The sequence below is a fragment of the Roseateles sp. AC306 genome, from assembly GCF_979253795.1.
Window position 1 is genome coordinate 152,454 of the sequence record NZ_CEEDEB010000005.1, and the last position, 15,883, is coordinate 168,336.

Annotated in this window: 18 protein-coding genes; 8 read left to right on the plus strand and 10 right to left on the minus strand. The window is 69.2% G+C overall.

What is annotated here, in order from left to right:
- The first annotated feature begins 4 nt into the window (after positions 1-4).
- A complete protein-coding gene (locus AC0IZJ_RS12845; RefSeq protein WP_471850252.1) occupies positions 5-817 on the plus strand; it encodes a M48 family metallopeptidase in 813 nt (270 codons plus the stop codon).
- A gap of 473 nt (positions 818-1,290) precedes the next feature.
- Here the strand turns inward: AC0IZJ_RS12845 and AC0IZJ_RS12850 are convergent, their stop codons facing one another.
- Complete coding sequence (locus AC0IZJ_RS12850; RefSeq protein WP_471850254.1) at positions 1,291-2,349, minus strand: MBL fold metallo-hydrolase; 1,059 nt, start codon at positions 2,347-2,349, stop codon at positions 1,291-1,293.
- Between the two features lie 40 nt (positions 2,350-2,389).
- Between AC0IZJ_RS12850 and AC0IZJ_RS12855 the strand changes: the two genes are divergently transcribed.
- Entirely contained in the window at positions 2,390-2,794 is a 405-nt protein-coding gene (locus AC0IZJ_RS12855) for a MerR family transcriptional regulator (RefSeq protein ID WP_471850256.1), read from the plus strand.
- 176 nt (positions 2,795-2,970) lie between these two features.
- Positions 2,971-3,684, plus strand: coding sequence for an energy transducer TonB (locus AC0IZJ_RS12860; RefSeq protein ID WP_471850258.1), 714 nt, complete (start codon positions 2,971-2,973; stop codon positions 3,682-3,684).
- 17 nt (positions 3,685-3,701) lie between these two features.
- On the opposite strand, the gene AC0IZJ_RS12865 is transcribed toward AC0IZJ_RS12860, so the two are convergent.
- Positions 3,702-4,619: a LysR family transcriptional regulator gene (locus AC0IZJ_RS12865; RefSeq protein WP_471850260.1), complete on the minus strand. Its 918-nt coding sequence runs from the start codon at positions 4,617-4,619 to the stop codon at positions 3,702-3,704.
- 111 nt (positions 4,620-4,730) lie between these two features.
- Here AC0IZJ_RS12865 and AC0IZJ_RS12870 point away from each other — a divergent pair, with 111 nt between their 5' ends.
- The 3 genes from AC0IZJ_RS12870 (at position 4,731) to AC0IZJ_RS12880 (ending at position 7,186) form a co-directional block, all read left to right on the plus strand.
- The gene (locus tag AC0IZJ_RS12870; protein ID WP_471850262.1) at positions 4,731-5,336 is read left to right on the plus strand and encodes an FMN-dependent NADH-azoreductase; all 606 of its coding nucleotides are present in this window, start codon (positions 4,731-4,733) and stop codon (positions 5,334-5,336) included.
- 9 nt (positions 5,337-5,345) lie between these two features.
- A complete protein-coding gene (locus AC0IZJ_RS12875; protein WP_471850264.1) occupies positions 5,346-6,215 on the plus strand; it encodes a pirin family protein in 870 nt (289 codons plus the stop codon).
- Between the two features lie 68 nt (positions 6,216-6,283).
- Complete coding sequence (locus AC0IZJ_RS12880) at positions 6,284-7,186, plus strand: LysR family transcriptional regulator (protein WP_471850266.1); 903 nt, start codon at positions 6,284-6,286, stop codon at positions 7,184-7,186.
- Here AC0IZJ_RS12880 and AC0IZJ_RS12885 read toward each other — a convergent pair.
- Both AC0IZJ_RS12885 and AC0IZJ_RS12890 read right to left on the minus strand, forming a co-directional pair.
- Complete coding sequence (locus tag AC0IZJ_RS12885; protein ID WP_471850268.1) at positions 7,183-8,091, minus strand: pyridoxamine 5'-phosphate oxidase family protein; 909 nt, start codon at positions 8,089-8,091, stop codon at positions 7,183-7,185. The genes AC0IZJ_RS12880 and AC0IZJ_RS12885 overlap by 4 nt on opposite strands.
- Before the next feature lie 11 nt (positions 8,092-8,102).
- Positions 8,103-8,729 carry a glutathione S-transferase family protein gene (locus AC0IZJ_RS12890; protein ID WP_471850270.1) on the minus strand — a complete coding sequence of 209 codons (627 nt, stop codon included), beginning with the start codon at positions 8,727-8,729 and terminating at the stop codon, positions 8,103-8,105.
- Positions 8,730-8,847: 118 nt separating this feature from the next.
- On the opposite strand from AC0IZJ_RS12890, the gene AC0IZJ_RS12895 reads away from it, so the two are divergent.
- A complete protein-coding gene (locus AC0IZJ_RS12895) occupies positions 8,848-9,450 on the plus strand; it encodes a DUF938 domain-containing protein (protein WP_471850272.1) in 603 nt (200 codons plus the stop codon).
- 24 nt (positions 9,451-9,474) lie between these two features.
- Here AC0IZJ_RS12895 and AC0IZJ_RS12900 read toward each other — a convergent pair whose 3' ends face one another.
- Positions 9,475-10,389: a LysR family transcriptional regulator gene (locus AC0IZJ_RS12900; protein ID WP_471850274.1), complete on the minus strand. Its 915-nt coding sequence runs from the start codon at positions 10,387-10,389 to the stop codon at positions 9,475-9,477.
- A gap of 120 nt (positions 10,390-10,509) precedes the next feature.
- On the opposite strand from AC0IZJ_RS12900, the gene AC0IZJ_RS12905 reads away from it, so the two are divergent.
- Positions 10,510-11,262 (plus strand): SDR family NAD(P)-dependent oxidoreductase, encoded by a 753-nt coding sequence (locus AC0IZJ_RS12905; protein WP_471850276.1) that lies wholly within the window; start codon positions 10,510-10,512, stop codon positions 11,260-11,262.
- A 46-nt stretch (positions 11,263-11,308) separates the two neighbouring features.
- Here the strand turns inward: AC0IZJ_RS12905 and AC0IZJ_RS12910 are convergent, their stop codons facing one another.
- From AC0IZJ_RS12910 to AC0IZJ_RS12930, 5 genes are all read right to left on the minus strand, one after another.
- Positions 11,309-11,638: a hypothetical protein gene (locus AC0IZJ_RS12910; protein ID WP_471850278.1), complete on the minus strand. Its 330-nt coding sequence runs from the start codon at positions 11,636-11,638 to the stop codon at positions 11,309-11,311.
- Positions 11,635-12,372, minus strand: coding sequence for an ABC transporter ATP-binding protein (locus AC0IZJ_RS12915; RefSeq protein WP_471850280.1), 738 nt, complete (start codon positions 12,370-12,372; stop codon positions 11,635-11,637). Before AC0IZJ_RS12915 ends, AC0IZJ_RS12910 begins: the two co-directional genes overlap by 4 nt.
- Positions 12,369-14,144, minus strand: a complete 1,776-nt coding sequence (locus AC0IZJ_RS12920) for a branched-chain amino acid ABC transporter ATP-binding protein/permease (protein WP_471850282.1) — start codon at positions 14,142-14,144, stop codon at positions 12,369-12,371. Before AC0IZJ_RS12920 ends, AC0IZJ_RS12915 begins: the two co-directional genes overlap by 4 nt.
- 2 nt (positions 14,145-14,146) lie before the next feature.
- Positions 14,147-15,184 carry a branched-chain amino acid ABC transporter permease gene (locus AC0IZJ_RS12925; RefSeq protein ID WP_471850284.1) on the minus strand — a complete coding sequence of 346 codons (1,038 nt, stop codon included), beginning with the start codon at positions 15,182-15,184 and terminating at the stop codon, positions 14,147-14,149.
- 132 nt (positions 15,185-15,316) lie between these two features.
- Positions 15,317-15,766 (minus strand): BON domain-containing protein, encoded by a 450-nt coding sequence (locus AC0IZJ_RS12930; protein WP_471850286.1) that lies wholly within the window; start codon positions 15,764-15,766, stop codon positions 15,317-15,319.
- Positions 15,767-15,883: the final 117 nt, after the last annotated feature.

The following is a 15,883-nucleotide window of genomic DNA, read 5'->3' on the forward strand; positions in this document are numbered from 1 at the left end:
CGCCATGCCGCCCAAGCGCCCGGCCTCACCGCTCCTGCAGGACAGCCAGCTGGCGTTGTTCGATGCCGAGGCCGACGTTTCGCCCGCCGACCCTGGCGCGGCCAAGTCCAAGCGCGAGCTGTGGCTGGGCCAGCACCGCGTGGGCTATGAACTCAAGCGCGCGCGGCGGCGCAGCATCGGCTTCGTCGTCGGGCCGCAGGGCCTGCGCGTCAGTGCGCCGCGCTGGGTGCCCATCGCCGAGATCGAGCGCGCCCTGCATCACAAGGGTGACTGGATCCTGCGCAAGATCGTCGAGCAGCGCGAGCGCCAGCAGCGCATGCAGGCCGCGCGCATCGACTGGATCCACGGCGGCCGCCTGCCCTACCTGGGCCAGCCGCTGACGCTGGTGGTCGCGCCGGGTGAACGCGAAGTCGTGTGGGACGCCACCACGCGCGAGTTGCGCCTGCCGCTGGCGCACGATGCGGCGCCGGAGCAGATCCGCGACCTGAGCCAGTCCTGGCTTCAGGCGCGCGCCAAGGAAGACTTCCTGCCCCGCTGCCGGCTGTTTGCCGAGCGGCTGGGCGTGGCGATGAAGTCGCTGCGCCTCTCGTCCGCCCAGACCCGCTGGGGCAGCGCGAGTGCGGACGGCAGCATTCGCCTGAACTGGCGCCTCATCCACTTTGCGCCGGCCATCATTGACTATGTCGTGGCCCATGAGCTGGCCCATCTGCGCGAGATGAACCACAGCCCGGCCTTCTGGGACACGGTGCGCTCGGTGCTGCCGGATTTCGAGCGCTCGCGAGAGGCGTTGCGCGAGGAATCGATCGTCGTGCAGTGATCCCCACGCTCGGCGCAAAAAACAGCTCGGCCGGGCCGCGGTTGTGAATATTCCCCGGCGGCCATCCCCCTGACGCAGACACGTTCAGCAACACTTCGTGTCGAACGCTGTCACCACAGGTACCGGAAGCCGGCTAGATCCGGCGGAGTGAGGGAGAGAGGTACCAAGAAGGCCGACAAGCCGCCGCAGGCATCCTGCGGCGGCTTTTCTTTTGGTGCTGCTGCGCACCACCACCCGCGACGCATGAAATTTGCGGGCCGAGCGCCGGGCCGCTCCCAAGCCGGCCCGCCTGGCGATGTGCGGGCGGCTCAATGCCGCACGCATCGCCGTCCCCTCGGGGGCTGAGGCCGGACACATCGCGCCCAGTGGGCGGGATGTGCCTGCCGAAGAGCTGCGGCACTGCCGCAGCGCGGTCTGCAAGACCGACCAGGCCCGACTGCGTTCAGCGAGGCGACAATGGGCAAGGGGCTCGTTCAAGTCGGCACGAAGCGGTAGACGCCGTCATCGCCCAGCTCGCGCCTGAGTTCCCCCTTCAGCCACAGCGCGTGCAGGTGCGCAATGGCCTCGCCCATCGCAAAGGTGGTCTGGTGCAGGTCCAGCTTGCGCTTGAACAGCACGCCCAGCAGCCCGGCCGCATGCGTCGGCGCGGCGCGGCAGGCGGCAACGACCTCGGCCAGGCGCTCGTCGTGGTGTTCGCGCAGCTGGTCGATGCGCGCATGCAGGCCGGTGAAGGGCTTGCCGTGCGAGGGCAGCACCAGTGTGTCGGCCGGCAGGTCGAGATAGCGCGTCAGTGAGTTGAGATAGAGCGTCAGCGGGTCGGCCTCGGGCTCGACATCGACGACGGACACATTGGTCGAGATGCGCGGCAGCACCATGTCGCCAGAGATCAGCAGCTTGGCTTCTGCGCAGAACAGGCTGATGTGCTCCGGGGCGTGGCCGTAGCCGGCGATGCAGCGCCAGACGCGCCCGCCGATCTCGACCTCGGCGCCATCCATCAACCGCCGGTAGCTGGACGGCACGACGGGCACCATCTTCGGGTAGTAATCGGCGCGGTCGCGGATCTTGGCCAGCGACTCTTCATCGCTCAGACCATGGCTGCCGAAGAAGGTGGCCGCTGCGGCGCCACCCATGCCGACGGTGGAGCCGCTGGCGAGGCGGGCCAGGTTGTAGTCGGTGGCGCTCATCCACAAACGGCAGCGCCACTTCTCGGTCAGCCAATGCGCCAGGCCGAGATGGTCCGGATGGAAGTGCGTGGCGATGACGCGCAGCACCGGAAGGCCGTCCAGACGCTCGGCGAAGACGGTCTCCCAGTTCGCCCGCGTCTCGTCGCTGCTGATGCCGCAGTCGACGATGGTCCAGCCCTCGCGGCCATCGATGCGGTCGCGCAGCAACCACAGGTTGATGTGGTCCAGCGCGAACGGCAGGCCCATGCGCACCCAGCGCAGGCCGGGCGCCAGGTCCAGCGCTTCGCCTGGGCCGGGCAGGGTTTCGCCCAGCGGATAGTGCAATTCGGATTCGCGTGGATTACCCATGACCGTTCTAGACTGACGTTAACGTCAATCCAGTTTAGCCATGCCCTCCCGCAAACCTGTCGCCGCCGCGACCGAAACCACCTTCACGATCACCGAGCTGGCGGCCGAGTTCGACATCACGCCGCGCGCCATCCGCTTCTACGAGGAAGCCGGCCTGCTGGAGCCCGGCCGCAAGGGACGCAACCGTGTCTACGCGCCGCGCGACCGCACTCGCCTCAAGCTCACGCTGCGTGGCAAGCGCCTGGGCCTGGCGCTTCAGGAGATCAAGCAGCTCGTCGACATGTACGACAGCCAGGCCAGCGCAGCGCCGCAGCTGCAGGCCTTCCTGGTCATCCTGGCGCGGCACCGTGAACAGCTGGAGCAGCAGCGCCACGACATCGAGGTGACGCTCGCCGAGATCCGCCAGCACGAGAAGCGCTGCCGCAGCCTGCTCGGCAAGGCTTGAGCGCCGCCGAGCTTTGCCGAGAAACGCTCCAAATTGCACATTTCGGGGGACAAACCCGGCTTCTGCCCTGCCCGCGGTTGACTAGAGTGCGGGCGCCGGAACGTGGCCGGCCTTTCTTCACCCGTCTTCGTGGACCTGCAATGCCTCCTGGACTGCGTACCCCCCTAACGCCCAAGATGACCGCCATCGCGGCCACCCTGCTGTTGCTCGGCCAGATGGCCATGGCGCAGACGGAAGCACCCAAGGCCGACAAGAGCCTGGAGCGCGCACAGAAGGCCGCCGACGCCGTCTTCCACTGGATCAAGCTCAACGGCGACAAGGGCGCCAGCCGCCAGGCGCCAGCCCCTGCACCAGCGCCTGTGCAGGCCGCAGCACCTGCCCCCGCAGTGCGCAAGCCCACGCCCGCCCCGGCCCCCGCGCCCGTTGCCGCCGCACCCAGGCCGGCGCCTGCCCTGGCTCAGACCGCAGCGCCAGCCCCGCTCACCACGGCGGCGGCGCTCCCCGACCCCGAACCGGAACGCGCGCCCGCCGTGCTGCTGGCCATGGCTTCGCCCACACCGGCGCCAGCAGCGCCCATGGCCACCGCCGCGCGCGCCGTTGAGCCGCCGCCCCCGCCGGCCGAGGAAGCCGAGGTGCCGCTCAAGCTGCTTTCGCGCGTCAACCCGGCCATCCCGCGCCAGCTGCAGCAGCAGACCTTCCGCGACGGGTTTGCCCGCGTGAAGTTCACCGTGGCGCGCGATGGCTCCATCAGCAAAGCCGAGGCCCTGGCGGCCAGCCACAACCGGCTGGGCATCGCGGCGGTCGACGCCGTCAAGCAATGGCGTTTCGAGCCCATCCCGGCCCCGCGCGAGGTGGCCATCGAGTTCGCGTTCAACAACGTGGACGAGTAATTCCGCTCGCAGCTTCTTCAGGCGCCCGGCGCCGGGCAGGCGTCCAGCAGCGCTGACATCGCCTCCAGGAACACCCGCGTGCGCAGCGGCATCAGCCGGCGCTCCGGGAACACGGCCCAGCAGCTGGAGCCGGGCAGCTGCCAGTCCGGCAGCAGGCGCTGCAGCGCCCCCAGCTCCACCGAGTGGCGCACCAGCAGCCGGTCCACGCCGGCAATGCCCACGCCGCTGAGCGCCAATTGGGCCAGCAGGCTGGGCGAATTGGCCAGCGTGCGCTGGGCAGGCCGGGCGAGCACCGGCTCGCTGCCCGCGCGTTGCAGCCACCAGGGCACGGGCTCGCCGGTGCGGGTCAGCAGCATCAGGCCGTGCATGTTGTCCAGCGCCTGCGGCATCAGCGGCTCGCCGACGCGCGCCAGATAGCCGGGCGAGGCGTACAGCCCCCAGTGCGTCGTGGCCAGCTTGCGGGCGGTGAGCTGGCTGTCCTCGTCCATCTGGCCCATGCGGATGGCGAGGTCGAATCCCTCGCCGACAAGATCGACACGCCGTGGCGTCAGGTCCAGCTCCAGCTGCACCTCGGGGTAGGCGAGCGCGAACTCGGCCAGCATGCCGGCGGCCACGCGCTCGGCAAAGTCCGCCGGCATGCTGACGCGCAGCCGGCCGCTGGGCTTTTGCTGGCGGTGCAGGGCCAGGGCCAGCGCGCCGTCCACCTCGGCCGCCACGGCGCGGGCATGCTCCAGGACGCCGGCGCCAAAGTCGGTCAGCGACAGCTTTCGCGTCGTGCGCAGCAGCAGCTTCTCGCCCAGGCGGGCCTCCAGCGCTGCGATGCGCCGGGACACCGTGCTCTTGGGCCAGTGCACGCGCTCGGCGGCGCGGCTGAAGCTGCCCGCCTCCATGACGCGGGCAAACAGCAGAAGGTCGTCGGCGTCGGACTCCATCATTGGCTCTATTGATCCATTGGCGGAACAATCTTATGCAAATCTCCGCCTTCCGGACTCGATTGTCGAATCCTAGAGTTCATTCCATCGCAACCGCCCCTCCAGGAGCACCGAATGAACATCCTGCAAATCAACGCCAGCGCCCGCCGTGCCACCGACAACGAGGGCTCGGTGTCCACCCGCCTGGCCAACGAACTGACCGCCGGCCTGCGCGCCACCACGCCCCAAGCCACCGTCACCGTGCGCGACCTGACGCTGACGCCCCAGCCCGTGCTGGACGAAGCCGCACTGGGCGCCCTGTTCACGCCCGCCGACAAGCGCAGCCCCGAGCAGGCCGCCCGCGTCGCGCTGGACGACGCGCTGATCGCCGAGCTGCAGGCCGCCGACACGGTCGTCATTGGCGTGCCCATGTACAACTTCAACGTCACCGCCCAGTTCAAGAACTGGATCGATGCGGTGGCCCGCGCCGGTGTCACCTTCAAGTACACCGAGAAGGGCCCCGTCGGCTTGCTGACTGGCAAAAAGGTGTTCGTCGTCACCAGCCGCGGCGGCATCCACCGTGACCAGCCCAGTGACGTGATGACGCCCTATCTGCGCAACGTGCTGGCCTTCCTGGGCATGACCGACATCGAGTTCGTCTACGCGGAAGGCATGGCCTTCGCGGCCGAGCAAGGCCTGGCTCAAGCCCGTTCGCAAATCACCCAACTCCTCGCAGCCTGAAAGAACGCCATGAGCACCGTCGCCACATCCCTGTTGAACCAACCGCGCGAGGTCGAGCGCCTTGTCGCCGGTCAGCCGACCAGTGACGGTGCCGGCGTCAAGCTCAACCGCGTGCTGACGAACAACCTGCAGCGCCGGCTGGATCCTTTCCTGATGCTGGACGCCTTCGGCACGGACAACCCGGACGACTACATCGCCGGCTTCCCGGCCCATCCGCACCGCGGCTTCGAGACCATCACCTACATGCTCGCCGGCCGCATGCGCCATCGCGATTCGGCCGGCAACGAAGGCCTGATCAGCGACGGCGGCGTGCAGTGGATGACCGCCGGCCGAGGCGTCATCCACAGCGAGACGCCCGAGCAGACCGAAGGCCGCATGGCCGGCTTCCAGCTGTGGCTGAACCTGCCTGCCAAGGACAAGCTGCGCGCGCCCTGGTACCGCGACGTGGCCAGCCAAGAGGTGCCCGAATTCGAACGTGACGGCGTCAAGGCGCGTGTCATTGCGGGTGTGAGCCACGACGTGACCGGGGCCGTGCAGCGCGACACCACCGAGCCGCTCTACCTGGACCTGCACTTCGCGCCCGATGCGCGCTTCGAGCAACTACTGCCGCCCGAGTTCAACGCCTTCGTCTACGTCTACGAAGGCGCCTTGAGATACCCGACCGGCTGCCAGCAACCCGAAGGCCGCATGGCCATCCTGGCCAATACGCCCGGCAGCGACGGGGTGCGTCTGCACGCCGGCGACAAGCCCACGCGCGCGCTGCTGATCGCGGGCAGGCCGCTGGGCGAGCCCATCGCGCAGCACGGCCCCTTCGTCATGAACACCCAGGCGGAGCTCGTGCAGGCGGTGCGGGACTTCCAGGCAGGCCGGCTCGCCTGAACGCGCCCGTGCCGGGCCCAAAATGCCCGGCATGAGCCACCCTGCCATGCCCTCGCGCTGACACCCGCATGGACCGCCTGCAGGCCATGGAGGTTTTCGTCGCCGTTGTCGACAGCGGCGGCTTTGCGAGCGCGGCGCGCCGGCTGGACCTCTCCGCGCCCGTCGTGACGCGCGCCGTCGCCGAGCTGGAGACGCGCCTGGGTGTCGCCCTGCTCACCCGCACGACGCGCAAGGTGCGCGTGACCGAGGCCGGGGCCCGCTATGCGGAGGACTGCCGGCGCATCCTGGCCGACGTGAGCGAGGCGGAGAACGCCACGAGCGACAGCCGCAGCCAGATCAAGGGCCTGCTCAGCGTCACCGCGCCGGTGTTGTTCGGCAACCTGCACGTGACGCCCATCGTGGCGGATTACCTCCAGCGCTACCCGGACGTCGATGCGCAATGCGTGTTCGTCGACCGCATCGTCAACCTCGTCGATGAGGGCCTGGACGTGGCCGTGCGCATCGGCGAGCTGCCGGACTCGGCGCTCAAGGCCATCGCCGTCGGCCGCGTACGGCGCATGCTGGTCGCCGCGCCAGGCTATCTCGCCGCGCACGGCCGGCCGCAGCGCCCCGAGGACCTGGCCGGCCATGTGCTGATCCAGCCCACCCAGGTTGCGCCCTACCCCGAATGGCGCTTTGCCGAAGGCGGCCGGCCGCTCGTGCAGCGCATCCGGCCGCGGCTGCGCACGACCACCAACGACTCGGCGCGGTCCGCCGCGCTGGCGGGCGTGGGCATTGCGCGGCTGTTGAGCTACCAGGTGGCCGACGCGCTGGCCAGCGGCGCACTGCTGCCGCTGCTGGAAGGCTTCGAGACGTCGCCGCTGCCCGTCCAGATCGTGCACCACGAAGGCCGGCACATGACGCAGAAGGTGCGTGCCTTTGTCGACCTGGCGGTGGCTGCGCTGCGCGCCAATCCGGCGTTGCGCAGCTAACGATTCTGCGGCGCCCAGTCGCGGAATCGCCACCGCAGCGGCAAGGCGTCGCGCAGCCAGAATCCCTCGTCGAGATGGAAGCGCCAGGCGCGCTCGGCGTCGTCGAGTGTGGCCAGCTCCGGCCCGTCCCAGACGATCTCGGCCCGGCCGGTCAGCGTCAGCAGGTCACCCCGCTCGAAGTCGATGAAGAGCAGGCCCGCGCGCCCGTCCAGCTGCAGGTTGCCCAGCGTCATGAACATGCGGTTGCCCGAGTAGTCGGGCACCAGCAGCGTCCGCTCGTCCTCTTGCACGACGAAGCCCGCAGGGCCGCCGCGATGCGAGACATCGGCCCCGGCCACATCGGCATGCGAAGCGACGAACAAGGTGTCGGCCGTGGCGATCATCGCCGCCGCGTCGCCGTTTAGCTGCTGCACGCGCTCGATGGCAAGCGGCCGGGTATCGGCGGCGCCGCGCACCCAGTCGAACTCGCGGCCCTGGATGTACTGCGGGCAGTTGCCCACCGCCTGCTGCACGCGCAGTCGCAGGCCCTCAGCCCCGGCGATCAGCAACTCGCCGTTGACGCGGTTGCGCCGCCGCGTGTGCAGCTCGATGCCCAGCAGGCCCAGCGGTGCACCCGCCGTCAGGCCGGCAGCTGCGGGGTCGCCCGGGATGGGCGTCACGTCGAAGGTCAGATGCCAGGCATCCGGCGCCTGCACGAAGCCCGGCCGGCCCACCAGCACCGTGGCCCAGGGCCGGCCGGCGGGGTCGACGCTGCCGGCCAGCATGAACGGCAACTGCTCGTAGAAGCGCTGGTGCTGCTCGGGCATGTGATCGCGCACGACGTGGCGGCCGATCTCCTGCATGCGCTCGGCCACGCCCAGGCGGGCCTGCACGGCGATCTCGCCGGCATGGAAGGGTCGCTCCATGGTCGAACTCCTCAGGCCACTGCCCGCAGGCCGGCCGCTGTGGATTGGAAGGGCACGAAGCCCGGCAGCGCCTCGATGCGCGGCAGCCACGCGCCCAAGGCGGGATAGGGCGCCAGGTCGACATTGCCCTCCGGCGCGTTGACGATGTAGCTGTACGCGGCCACGTCGGCCAGCGTGGCGTGGCCACCGACGAGGAAGGGCCGGCCTGTCAGCTCGGCCTCCATGACCTTGAACAAGGCATGCGCGCGGGCGATCACCTCGTCGGCATCAAAGCGCGCGCCGAACACCGTGACGAGGCGGGCCGCGGCCGGGCCGAAGGCGATCGGGCCTGAAGCGACGGACAGCCAGGCCTGCACGGCCGCGCGGCCGGCGGCGTCCTGCGGCAGCCAGCGGCCGGTGGCGTCGTACTGGGTCGCCAGGTAGACCAGGATGGCCGTGCTGTCCCAGACGAAGTGGCCGTCGTCTTCCAGCAGCGGCAACTGGCCGAAAGGATGGCGGGCGACGAATTCGGGCGCCTTGTGCGCGCGGGCCGCCAGGTCCACGTCGACGAGCTCATGCTGCAGGCCCAACAGGGACAGCGCGAGTTCGGCGCGGTGGGCGTGGCCAGACAGGGGGTGGCGGTACAGCTTGAGGGTCATGCGGGGCTCCTTGAAGACAACGGAGCCCACTGTGCCCAGCCCCGCGCCGCGGCGAAACGGCGCGCGCCGCAAGTCATTCTTTCTGCGGCTGACGGGAGTGCGCAGCACAATTCCCGCCATGCCCGACGCCCGCCGCCACAGCCCCGCCGCCGAACGCAACGGCCCGCCCATCCTGGCCGCCTTGCAGCGCCTGCTGCCGCCAGCAGGCGTGATGCTGGAGATCGCCAGCGGCAGCGGCCAGCATGCCGCCTTCTTCAGCACGGCGCTGCCGGGCTGGCAGTGGCAGCCGAGCGATTTCGATGCGGCGTCATTGCCATCGATTGCCGCGTGGTGCGAGGGCCTGGCGCGCGTGCGCCCGCCCATCACGCTGGACGTGCTCGACGCCACCTGGCCCGGCGCGCCGGCGCAGGTCGACGCGATCTACTGCGCCAACATGATCCACATCGCACCGTGGCAATGCACGGCCGGCCTGATGCAGGGCGCCGCGCGGCATCTGGCGCCGCACGGGTTGCTCATCACCTACGGCCCTTATTTCGTCGATGGCGAGCCGACGGCCCCGAGCAACCTCGCCTTCGACGCCGACCTGCGCGCGCGCAACCCGGGCTGGGGCATCCGCCGGCTGGCCGATGTCGCCGAGGAGGCTGCTGCCGTGGGCCTGATGCTGCGCGAGCGCGTCGTGACGCCGGCCAACAACCTGCTGCTGGCCTGGGCGCGCCGCTAGCCAGGCTGGCCTGCGCGCGGGCTCTCAACCTTCAGCCAGCCCTGCGGCGAGGTGATCGCCGAAGACCTTGACCTTGCCCGACAACCGTCGCTGTGGCGGGCTGACGAGCTGCATCGGCAGGGGCCGCCCAAGCCAGTGCGGCATCGCAACCAGCACATCACCACGCGCCACCTCGGGCTCGAACAGCCATCCCGGCGCATAGGCCAGCCCCATGCCGGCGAGCACGGCCTCGCGCACGGCCTCGCCGCTGTTGGTTCGCAGGCTGCCCGCCACACGCACGCTCGCCGGGCTGCCCAGCGGCGCATCGGCCCCAGGGCCGGCCTCGAAGCTCCACACAGGGCCGGCGCGCAGCTCGCTGAAGATGACGCAGTCATGCTGCTGCAGGTCGGCCGGCTGGCGAGGCGGTGCCACGCCGTGCTGCTCGAAATAACCGCGCCGGGCCACGACGGCTCGGCGCACGGTGCCGATGCGCCGCGCCACCAGGCTTGAATCCGGCAGCTCACCGATGCGAACGGCGATGTCGATGCCCTGCTCGACCAGATCGATGTAGCCGTCATCCAGCCGCAGGTCGACCTTGACGCCCGGGTGGGCCGCCAGGAAGCTCTGCACGAGCGGCATCAGCTTCATGCGGCCGAAGGTGGCGGAAGCCGCGACGCGCAGCCACCCTTGCAGGCGGTGCTCGCCGGCGCGCAACTCGCTCTCGGCCTCGGCAATCTCGGCCACCAGCCGCCGCGCCTGCTCGACATAGCGCTCGCCCGCCTCCGTCAGCTTCAACGCCCGCGTGCTGCGCGCCAGCAGCTGCGCGCCGAGCGCCTTCTCCAGCGCCGCCACCTGCTTGCTGACGGCGCTCTGGGTGCTGGCCAGCTCGCGCGCCGCCGCCGAAAAGCTGCCCAGTTCCACCACCCGCACCAGGGTTCGCATCGCCTGCAATCGGTCCATCGTCTTCCAGCCTCACCTTTGATTCCTGTTTGGAATAAATCTTAGGCAATCGGGCCAGCTACCGCTTCCGTCGAGCGGCAATCACAGTGAAGTCACTCAACCACTCTGCGGAGATTTCCCATGACTTCACCCATCGTCCTCATCACCGGCGCCCTCACCGGCATCGGCCGCGCCACCGCCTTCGCGTTTGCCAAGGAAGGCGCCAGCATCGTCGTCAGCGGCCGCCGGGAGACGGAAGGCCAGGCGCTCGCCGCCGAACTGCGCGCGGCCGGTGCCCCGGCGGCGGACTTCATCCGCGCCGACGTGCGCCATGAGGCCGAAGTGCGCTCCCTCGTCGAGCAAACGGTCGAGCGCTTCGGCCGGCTGGACGTGGCCGTCAACAACGCCGGCATCGAAGGCGACTACGGCCCGATCAGCGAGACGACCGATGAGAACTACGTCGCCGTCTTCGACACCAATGTGCGCGGCGTCGTGAACTCACTGAAGCACGAGTTGCGCGTGATGCAGGCGCAGGGCGGCGGCAGCATCGTCAATGTGTCATCGGTGCTCGGCCGAGTCGGCTTCGCCGGTTTCGGCGTCTATGCAGCCAGCAAGCACGCGGTGGACGGCCTCACGCGCACCGCCGCACTGGAGGGCGCGGCCCACGGCGTGCGCGTCAACGGCGTGGCACCGGGCCCGGTGGACACGCCGATGCTGAACCGCCTCACCGGCCATGACGCGAGCGCCAAGGCGCAGATGCTCGCGGGCATGGTCGGCAAGCGCGCCGCCGCACCCGACGAGATCGCCCAGGCCATCGTCTTCCTGGCCAGCAACCGCTCGCGGTTCATGACGGGGGAGACGGTGGCGATTGATGGGGGGCATTCAGCCGGGTAAGCCACGTCGGTATGTTGGGGTGAGCTTGGCATCCCCACATACCGGGCTAACTGGCCAAAACGGCGAACTGTGTCGCCAGACCTGTGAACAGAAGCAGATAGACAACAAAGAACACAAGCATGAAGTCGGCGAGCTTTGAAAGTGATTGATCGCCAAGCGTGCTGTGTTCGCGACGGACAAGGAACTTCAAGGTCGCCCAAGTCGTAGCGATGTTGTTTCGCAGAAATAGCGTTGGTCTTCCCATGGCCTCGTACTTGCGCGCATGAAACTTTGCCAACCGGCGAAAGAGCGAATAGATCAGGACGAACCAGACCAGAACCATTCCGACCAGGACGGGGAAGACGACAAGGATCGGAAAGAGGTCGTCGTGGTTCACGTCGCTGCCCTTTGACCAGCTCCCAGATACGTCTCAATGACCCTGGGATCCGCCGCCAGCTGATCCGCTGGCCCGCTCAACCCGAACTCCCCCGTCTCCAGCACGTAGCCGTGGTCCGCCACGCGCAGCGCGGCGCGGGCGTTCTGTTCGACGAGCAGGATGCCGACGCCACTGGCGCGGAGGTCGTCGACGATGGCGAAGATCTCGCGCACGATCAGCGGCGCCAGTCCGAGGCTGGGCTCATCCAACATCAGCAGCTTCGGCTGGCCCATCAGCGCGCGGCCGAGGGCCAGCATCTGGCGTTCGCCGCCCGACAAGGTGCCGGCCTGCTGCACGCGGCGTTCCTTCAGCCGCGGGAAGCGCGTGTAGACGCTCTCCAGCCCGTCGCGCCAGCGCTTGTCGCCGAGCTTCCTGGGCCGCCAGCCGCCGAGCAGCAGGTTGTCCTCCACCGTCATCGTGCCGAACAGCTCGCGCTTCTCGGGCACCAGCGCCAGGCCGGCCATGACGCGTTCTTCGAGCGTCAGGCGGGCGATGTCTTCGCCGGCAAAGCGCAGCACCGAACTGCGCGACGGGATCAGGCCCATCAGCGCGCCGAGCAGCGTGGACTTGCCGGCGCCGTTGGGGCCGATGACGGTGACGACGCTTTTATCGGCGGCCGTGAAGCTCAGGCCATGCAGCACCTCGGCGCGGCCATAGCCCGCGTGCAGGTCAGCGACTTCGAGAAGCGCGCTCATTCGTCCGCTCCCAGGTAAGCGGCGCGCACGGCCGGGCTGGCCTGCACCTCGGCCGGCGTGCCCTCCATCAGCCAGCGGCCGAACTCCATGACGACGATGCGGTCGGTGAGCTTCATGACGAAGTCCATGTCGTGCTCCACCAGCAGCAGCGACAGGCCCTCCGCCTTCAGCTGCCGCAGCACCTCGGCGAGCGCTTCCTTCTCCTTGTGGCGCAGGCCGGCGGCGGGCTCGTCCAGCAGCAACAGCGACGGGTCGCTGGCCAGCGCGCGGGCGATCTCGACGAGGCGCTGCGGCCCGAGCGCCAGGTTGCCCGCCAGTTCATGCGCCTGCGTCTCCAGGCCGATGCGGCGCAACTGGCGCATGGCCTCGGCGCGGGCCTGGCGTTCCTCGGCCGCGTTCAGGCCGAGCATGGCGCGAACCGTGCCGGTCTCCGTGCGCAGATAGGTGCCTAACGCCACGTTCTCCAGCACTGTCATGTCGGGCACCAATTTGACGTGCTGGAAGGTGCGCGACAGGCCGGCGCGGGCGATCTCGCGGCTGCTGCGGCCGTCCACTCGCTGGCCCAGCAGTTCGACCTCCCCGGAAGTCAGCGGCAGCACGCCGGAGACGAGGTTGAAGGTCGTGCTCTTGCCCGCGCCGTTGGGGCCGATGAGGCCGACGATGTCACCGGCGCGGATGGCGAAGCTGATGTCGTTGACGGCCACCAGTCCGCCGAACTGCTTGCGGACGGCGCGCACGTCCAGCAGCGGCGCGCCGGGCTCGGGGTGCTTGCGCGCGCTGAGCGCAGGCGCGCCCTCGTCCACCGCCCGCTGGCGCGGTGCCCGCAGCCAGCGCGAGATCAGCGGCCACAGTCCATCCGGCGCAAAGCGCAGCACCAGCACCAGCACGACACCGAAGACGATGATTTCGTAGTTGCCCGAGCCGCCGAACACGACGGGCAGCCAGACCTTGAGCTGGTCCTCCGCGAGCTTGACGAGGGCCGCGCCGGTGAAGGCGCCGCCCACCGTGCCGATGCCGCCCAACACGGCCATGAAGAGGTACTCGATGCCGAACTTGATGCCGAACGGAGACGGGTTCACGCTGCGCTGCATGTGCGCATACAGCCAGCCCGACACCGAGGCCAGCAGCGCGGCGATGACGAACATGACCAGCTTGTAGCGAAAGGTCGACGCGCCCATCGCCTCGGGCATGGTGGCGCCGCCGCCGCGGTTGGCGTTCAGCGCGCGCATGATTCGGCCCGGCCGAGAGTCCAGCAGCCGCGTGAGCCCCCAAGCCGCCAGCAGCGCGGCCAGCCAGATCAGCAGATAGATGCGGCGTTCGCTCTGGAAGCTGAAGTCGCCCAAGGTGATGGCCGGCAGCCCGAGCAGGCCGTCGTACTTGCCCAGAGCGTCCAGGTTGCCGACGAGGTAGTAGAGCGCCAGGCACCAGCAGATGGTGGCCAGTGGCAGGTAATGGCCCGACATGCGCAGCGTCATCGCGCCGATGGCCAGGGCCAGCACCAGCGTGATGGCGAGGCCCGCGAGCAGGCCCAGCCACGGCGACAAGCCCAGCGTCGTCGACAGGTAGGCCGTGGCGTACGCGCCAACGCCGGCGAACGCCGCCTGACCGAAGGACGTGAGCCCGCCCACGCCCGTCAACAGCACCAGGCCCAGCACGACGAGAGAGAACAGGCCGATGTAGTTGAGCTGCGTAATCCAGAAGTCGGGCACCGGCGCGAAGGGCAGCGCTAGCAGCAGGACGGCGGCGGCCACCGTCAGGTGGGTGCGGGTCATGCTCAATGCTCCTCGTGGTGCGGGTCGACGAACGACCGCCAGAGGAGGATGGGCAGGATCACCGTGAACACGATGACCTCCTTGAAGGCGCTGGCCCAGAAGGAGCCGAAGCTCTCGATGAGCCCGACGCCGACGGCGCCGGCCAGTGCCATCGGGAAGCTCGCCAGCCCGGCGAACACGGCGGCGACGAAGCCCTTCAGGCCGATCAGGAAACCGGTGTCGTAATAGATGGTCGTCGACGGCGAGATCAGCAGGCCCGACAGCGCGCCGATGAAGGCCGCCATCGTGAAGCTCATGGCGCCCGCCGCGTCGCCGGAGATGCCCATCAGCCGCGCGCCGGTGCGGTTGACCGACGTCGCCTTCAGCGCCTTGCCCGTCAGCGTGCGCTCGAAGAACAGGAACATCGCCAGCAGCAGCACGATGGACGCGCCGAAGATGATCAGCGTCTGGCCCGTGAAGCTCAGCGGGCCGACGTCGAAGCGCGCCTCCCAGAAGGCTGGCGTGCGGTAGCCCTCGGCACCGAAGAAGACCAGGCCCAGCCCCGTCAATGCGAAATGCACGCCGACCGAGACGATGAGCAGCGTCAGCACGCTGGCACCCGACAGCGCGCGGTAGGCCAGCCGGTACAGCAGCGGGCCCATGCAGGTGACGATGGCCAGCGTGGCGAACACCTGCACGATCAGCGTGTGCTGCCGCTGCACGAACTGCGGCGCCACCACGGCGACGATGCAGGGAAAGATCAGCGTCGACACCAGCCTGCGCATGATGCGCAACGGCGGCCAGCGCTCACGCAGGCCCTGCGCCAGGTCCAGCACCGCGACGGCCACAGCCATCATCAGCAGCAGCCAGACGGTGCCCGGCACCTTGCCCGTCTGCAACGACGCCAGCGTCAGCGCGCCAAACGCGACGAACTCGCCCTGCGGAATGAAGATGACGCGGGTGACCGAAAAGACGAGCACCAGCGCCAGTGCGACGAGGGCGTAGATGGCCCCGTTGGTCAGGCCGTCCAGGCCGAGGATGGCGGCAATCGTGAAATCCATGGTGGCAGCACGGAAGGAAGGACGCCGCCATGGTATCGGCGATATTCCGACCGAACGGTCGGGAAATCACCCAGGCATCAACACGTAGAAAGGGCGCCCTGTAGGCGCCCTTGCTGGCTGGCAATGCCGAGGTCAGCTGTTCTTGCCGACCACGAGCTGGTTATTGACATTCTTCACGCCGTCGACTGCGGAGGCCAGCGTGGTGGCACGCTCACGCGACTGCGCGTCGGGCGCCTGGCCCGTCAGCGTGACTTGGCCAGCCTGGGTGTCGACATTGATCTGCGTCGCCTTGAGCTTGTCGTCGGCCACCAGCGCCGCATTGACCTTGGCGGTGATGGCGACGTCGCCCGTGACCTCGCTGGTCCTGTCGGCGGCGCGCGCAGCCGAATTCTCGGCATCGTTCATGGCCTGCTTGGCGTCCTGTTTCGTTTCCTGGGCGGACTGCTTGGCTTCGGAGATCGCGCCGTCCAGGCGCTGGCCGGCCGTGCGTTCGTCGTCGTTGTTCTTGCCACAGGCGGTCAGCGCGGCGGCCATCGCCAGGGCAGCGAGCAGGGGCATGCGGGTGTGGGTGCGTTGAGTCATGGGGTCGTCCTTTCGGGGCTGTTGGGGGATCAGGCCGTGAGGGCCGGCAACATCACTTTGAACGCCGGCCGGGTGGTTGAACTTCAGTCCAGGTGCCGATCGCCTGTGGGATCAGGC

What these genes read in the sequence shown, in the direction of transcription:
- AC0IZJ_RS12875 (WP_471850264.1), top strand. Translation starts at nt 5,346, where the DNA reads ATGAGCACCGTCGCCACATCCCTGTTGAACCAACCGCGCGAGGTCGAG.
- AC0IZJ_RS12850 (WP_471850254.1), bottom strand. Translation starts at nt 2,349, where the DNA reads ATGGGTAATCCACGCGAATCCGAATTGCACTATCCGCTGGGCGAAACC.
- AC0IZJ_RS12925 (WP_471850284.1), bottom strand. Translation starts at nt 15,184, where the DNA reads ATGGATTTCACGATTGCCGCCATCCTCGGCCTGGACGGCCTGACCAAC.
- AC0IZJ_RS12895 (WP_471850272.1), top strand. Translation starts at nt 8,848, where the DNA reads ATGCCCGACGCCCGCCGCCACAGCCCCGCCGCCGAACGCAACGGCCCG.
- AC0IZJ_RS12900 (WP_471850274.1), bottom strand. Translation starts at nt 10,389, where the DNA reads ATGGACCGATTGCAGGCGATGCGAACCCTGGTGCGGGTGGTGGAACTG.
- AC0IZJ_RS12920 (WP_471850282.1), bottom strand. Translation starts at nt 14,144, where the DNA reads ATGACCCGCACCCACCTGACGGTGGCCGCCGCCGTCCTGCTGCTAGCG.
- AC0IZJ_RS12880 (WP_471850266.1), top strand. Translation starts at nt 6,284, where the DNA reads ATGGACCGCCTGCAGGCCATGGAGGTTTTCGTCGCCGTTGTCGACAGC.
- AC0IZJ_RS12890 (WP_471850270.1), bottom strand. Translation starts at nt 8,729, where the DNA reads ATGACCCTCAAGCTGTACCGCCACCCCCTGTCTGGCCACGCCCACCGC.
- AC0IZJ_RS12860 (WP_471850258.1), top strand. Translation starts at nt 2,971, where the DNA reads ATGACCGCCATCGCGGCCACCCTGCTGTTGCTCGGCCAGATGGCCATG.
- AC0IZJ_RS12885 (WP_471850268.1), bottom strand. Translation starts at nt 8,091, where the DNA reads ATGGAGCGACCCTTCCATGCCGGCGAGATCGCCGTGCAGGCCCGCCTG.
- AC0IZJ_RS12915 (WP_471850280.1), bottom strand. Translation starts at nt 12,372, where the DNA reads ATGAGCGCGCTTCTCGAAGTCGCTGACCTGCACGCGGGCTATGGCCGC.
- AC0IZJ_RS12845 (WP_471850252.1), top strand. Translation starts at nt 5, where the DNA reads ATGCCGCCCAAGCGCCCGGCCTCACCGCTCCTGCAGGACAGCCAGCTG.
- AC0IZJ_RS12930 (WP_471850286.1), bottom strand. Translation starts at nt 15,766, where the DNA reads ATGACTCAACGCACCCACACCCGCATGCCCCTGCTCGCTGCCCTGGCG.
- AC0IZJ_RS12870 (WP_471850262.1), top strand. Translation starts at nt 4,731, where the DNA reads ATGAACATCCTGCAAATCAACGCCAGCGCCCGCCGTGCCACCGACAAC.
- AC0IZJ_RS12855 (WP_471850256.1), top strand. Translation starts at nt 2,390, where the DNA reads ATGCCCTCCCGCAAACCTGTCGCCGCCGCGACCGAAACCACCTTCACG.
- AC0IZJ_RS12865 (WP_471850260.1), bottom strand. Translation starts at nt 4,619, where the DNA reads ATGATGGAGTCCGACGCCGACGACCTTCTGCTGTTTGCCCGCGTCATG.
- AC0IZJ_RS12905 (WP_471850276.1), top strand. Translation starts at nt 10,510, where the DNA reads ATGACTTCACCCATCGTCCTCATCACCGGCGCCCTCACCGGCATCGGC.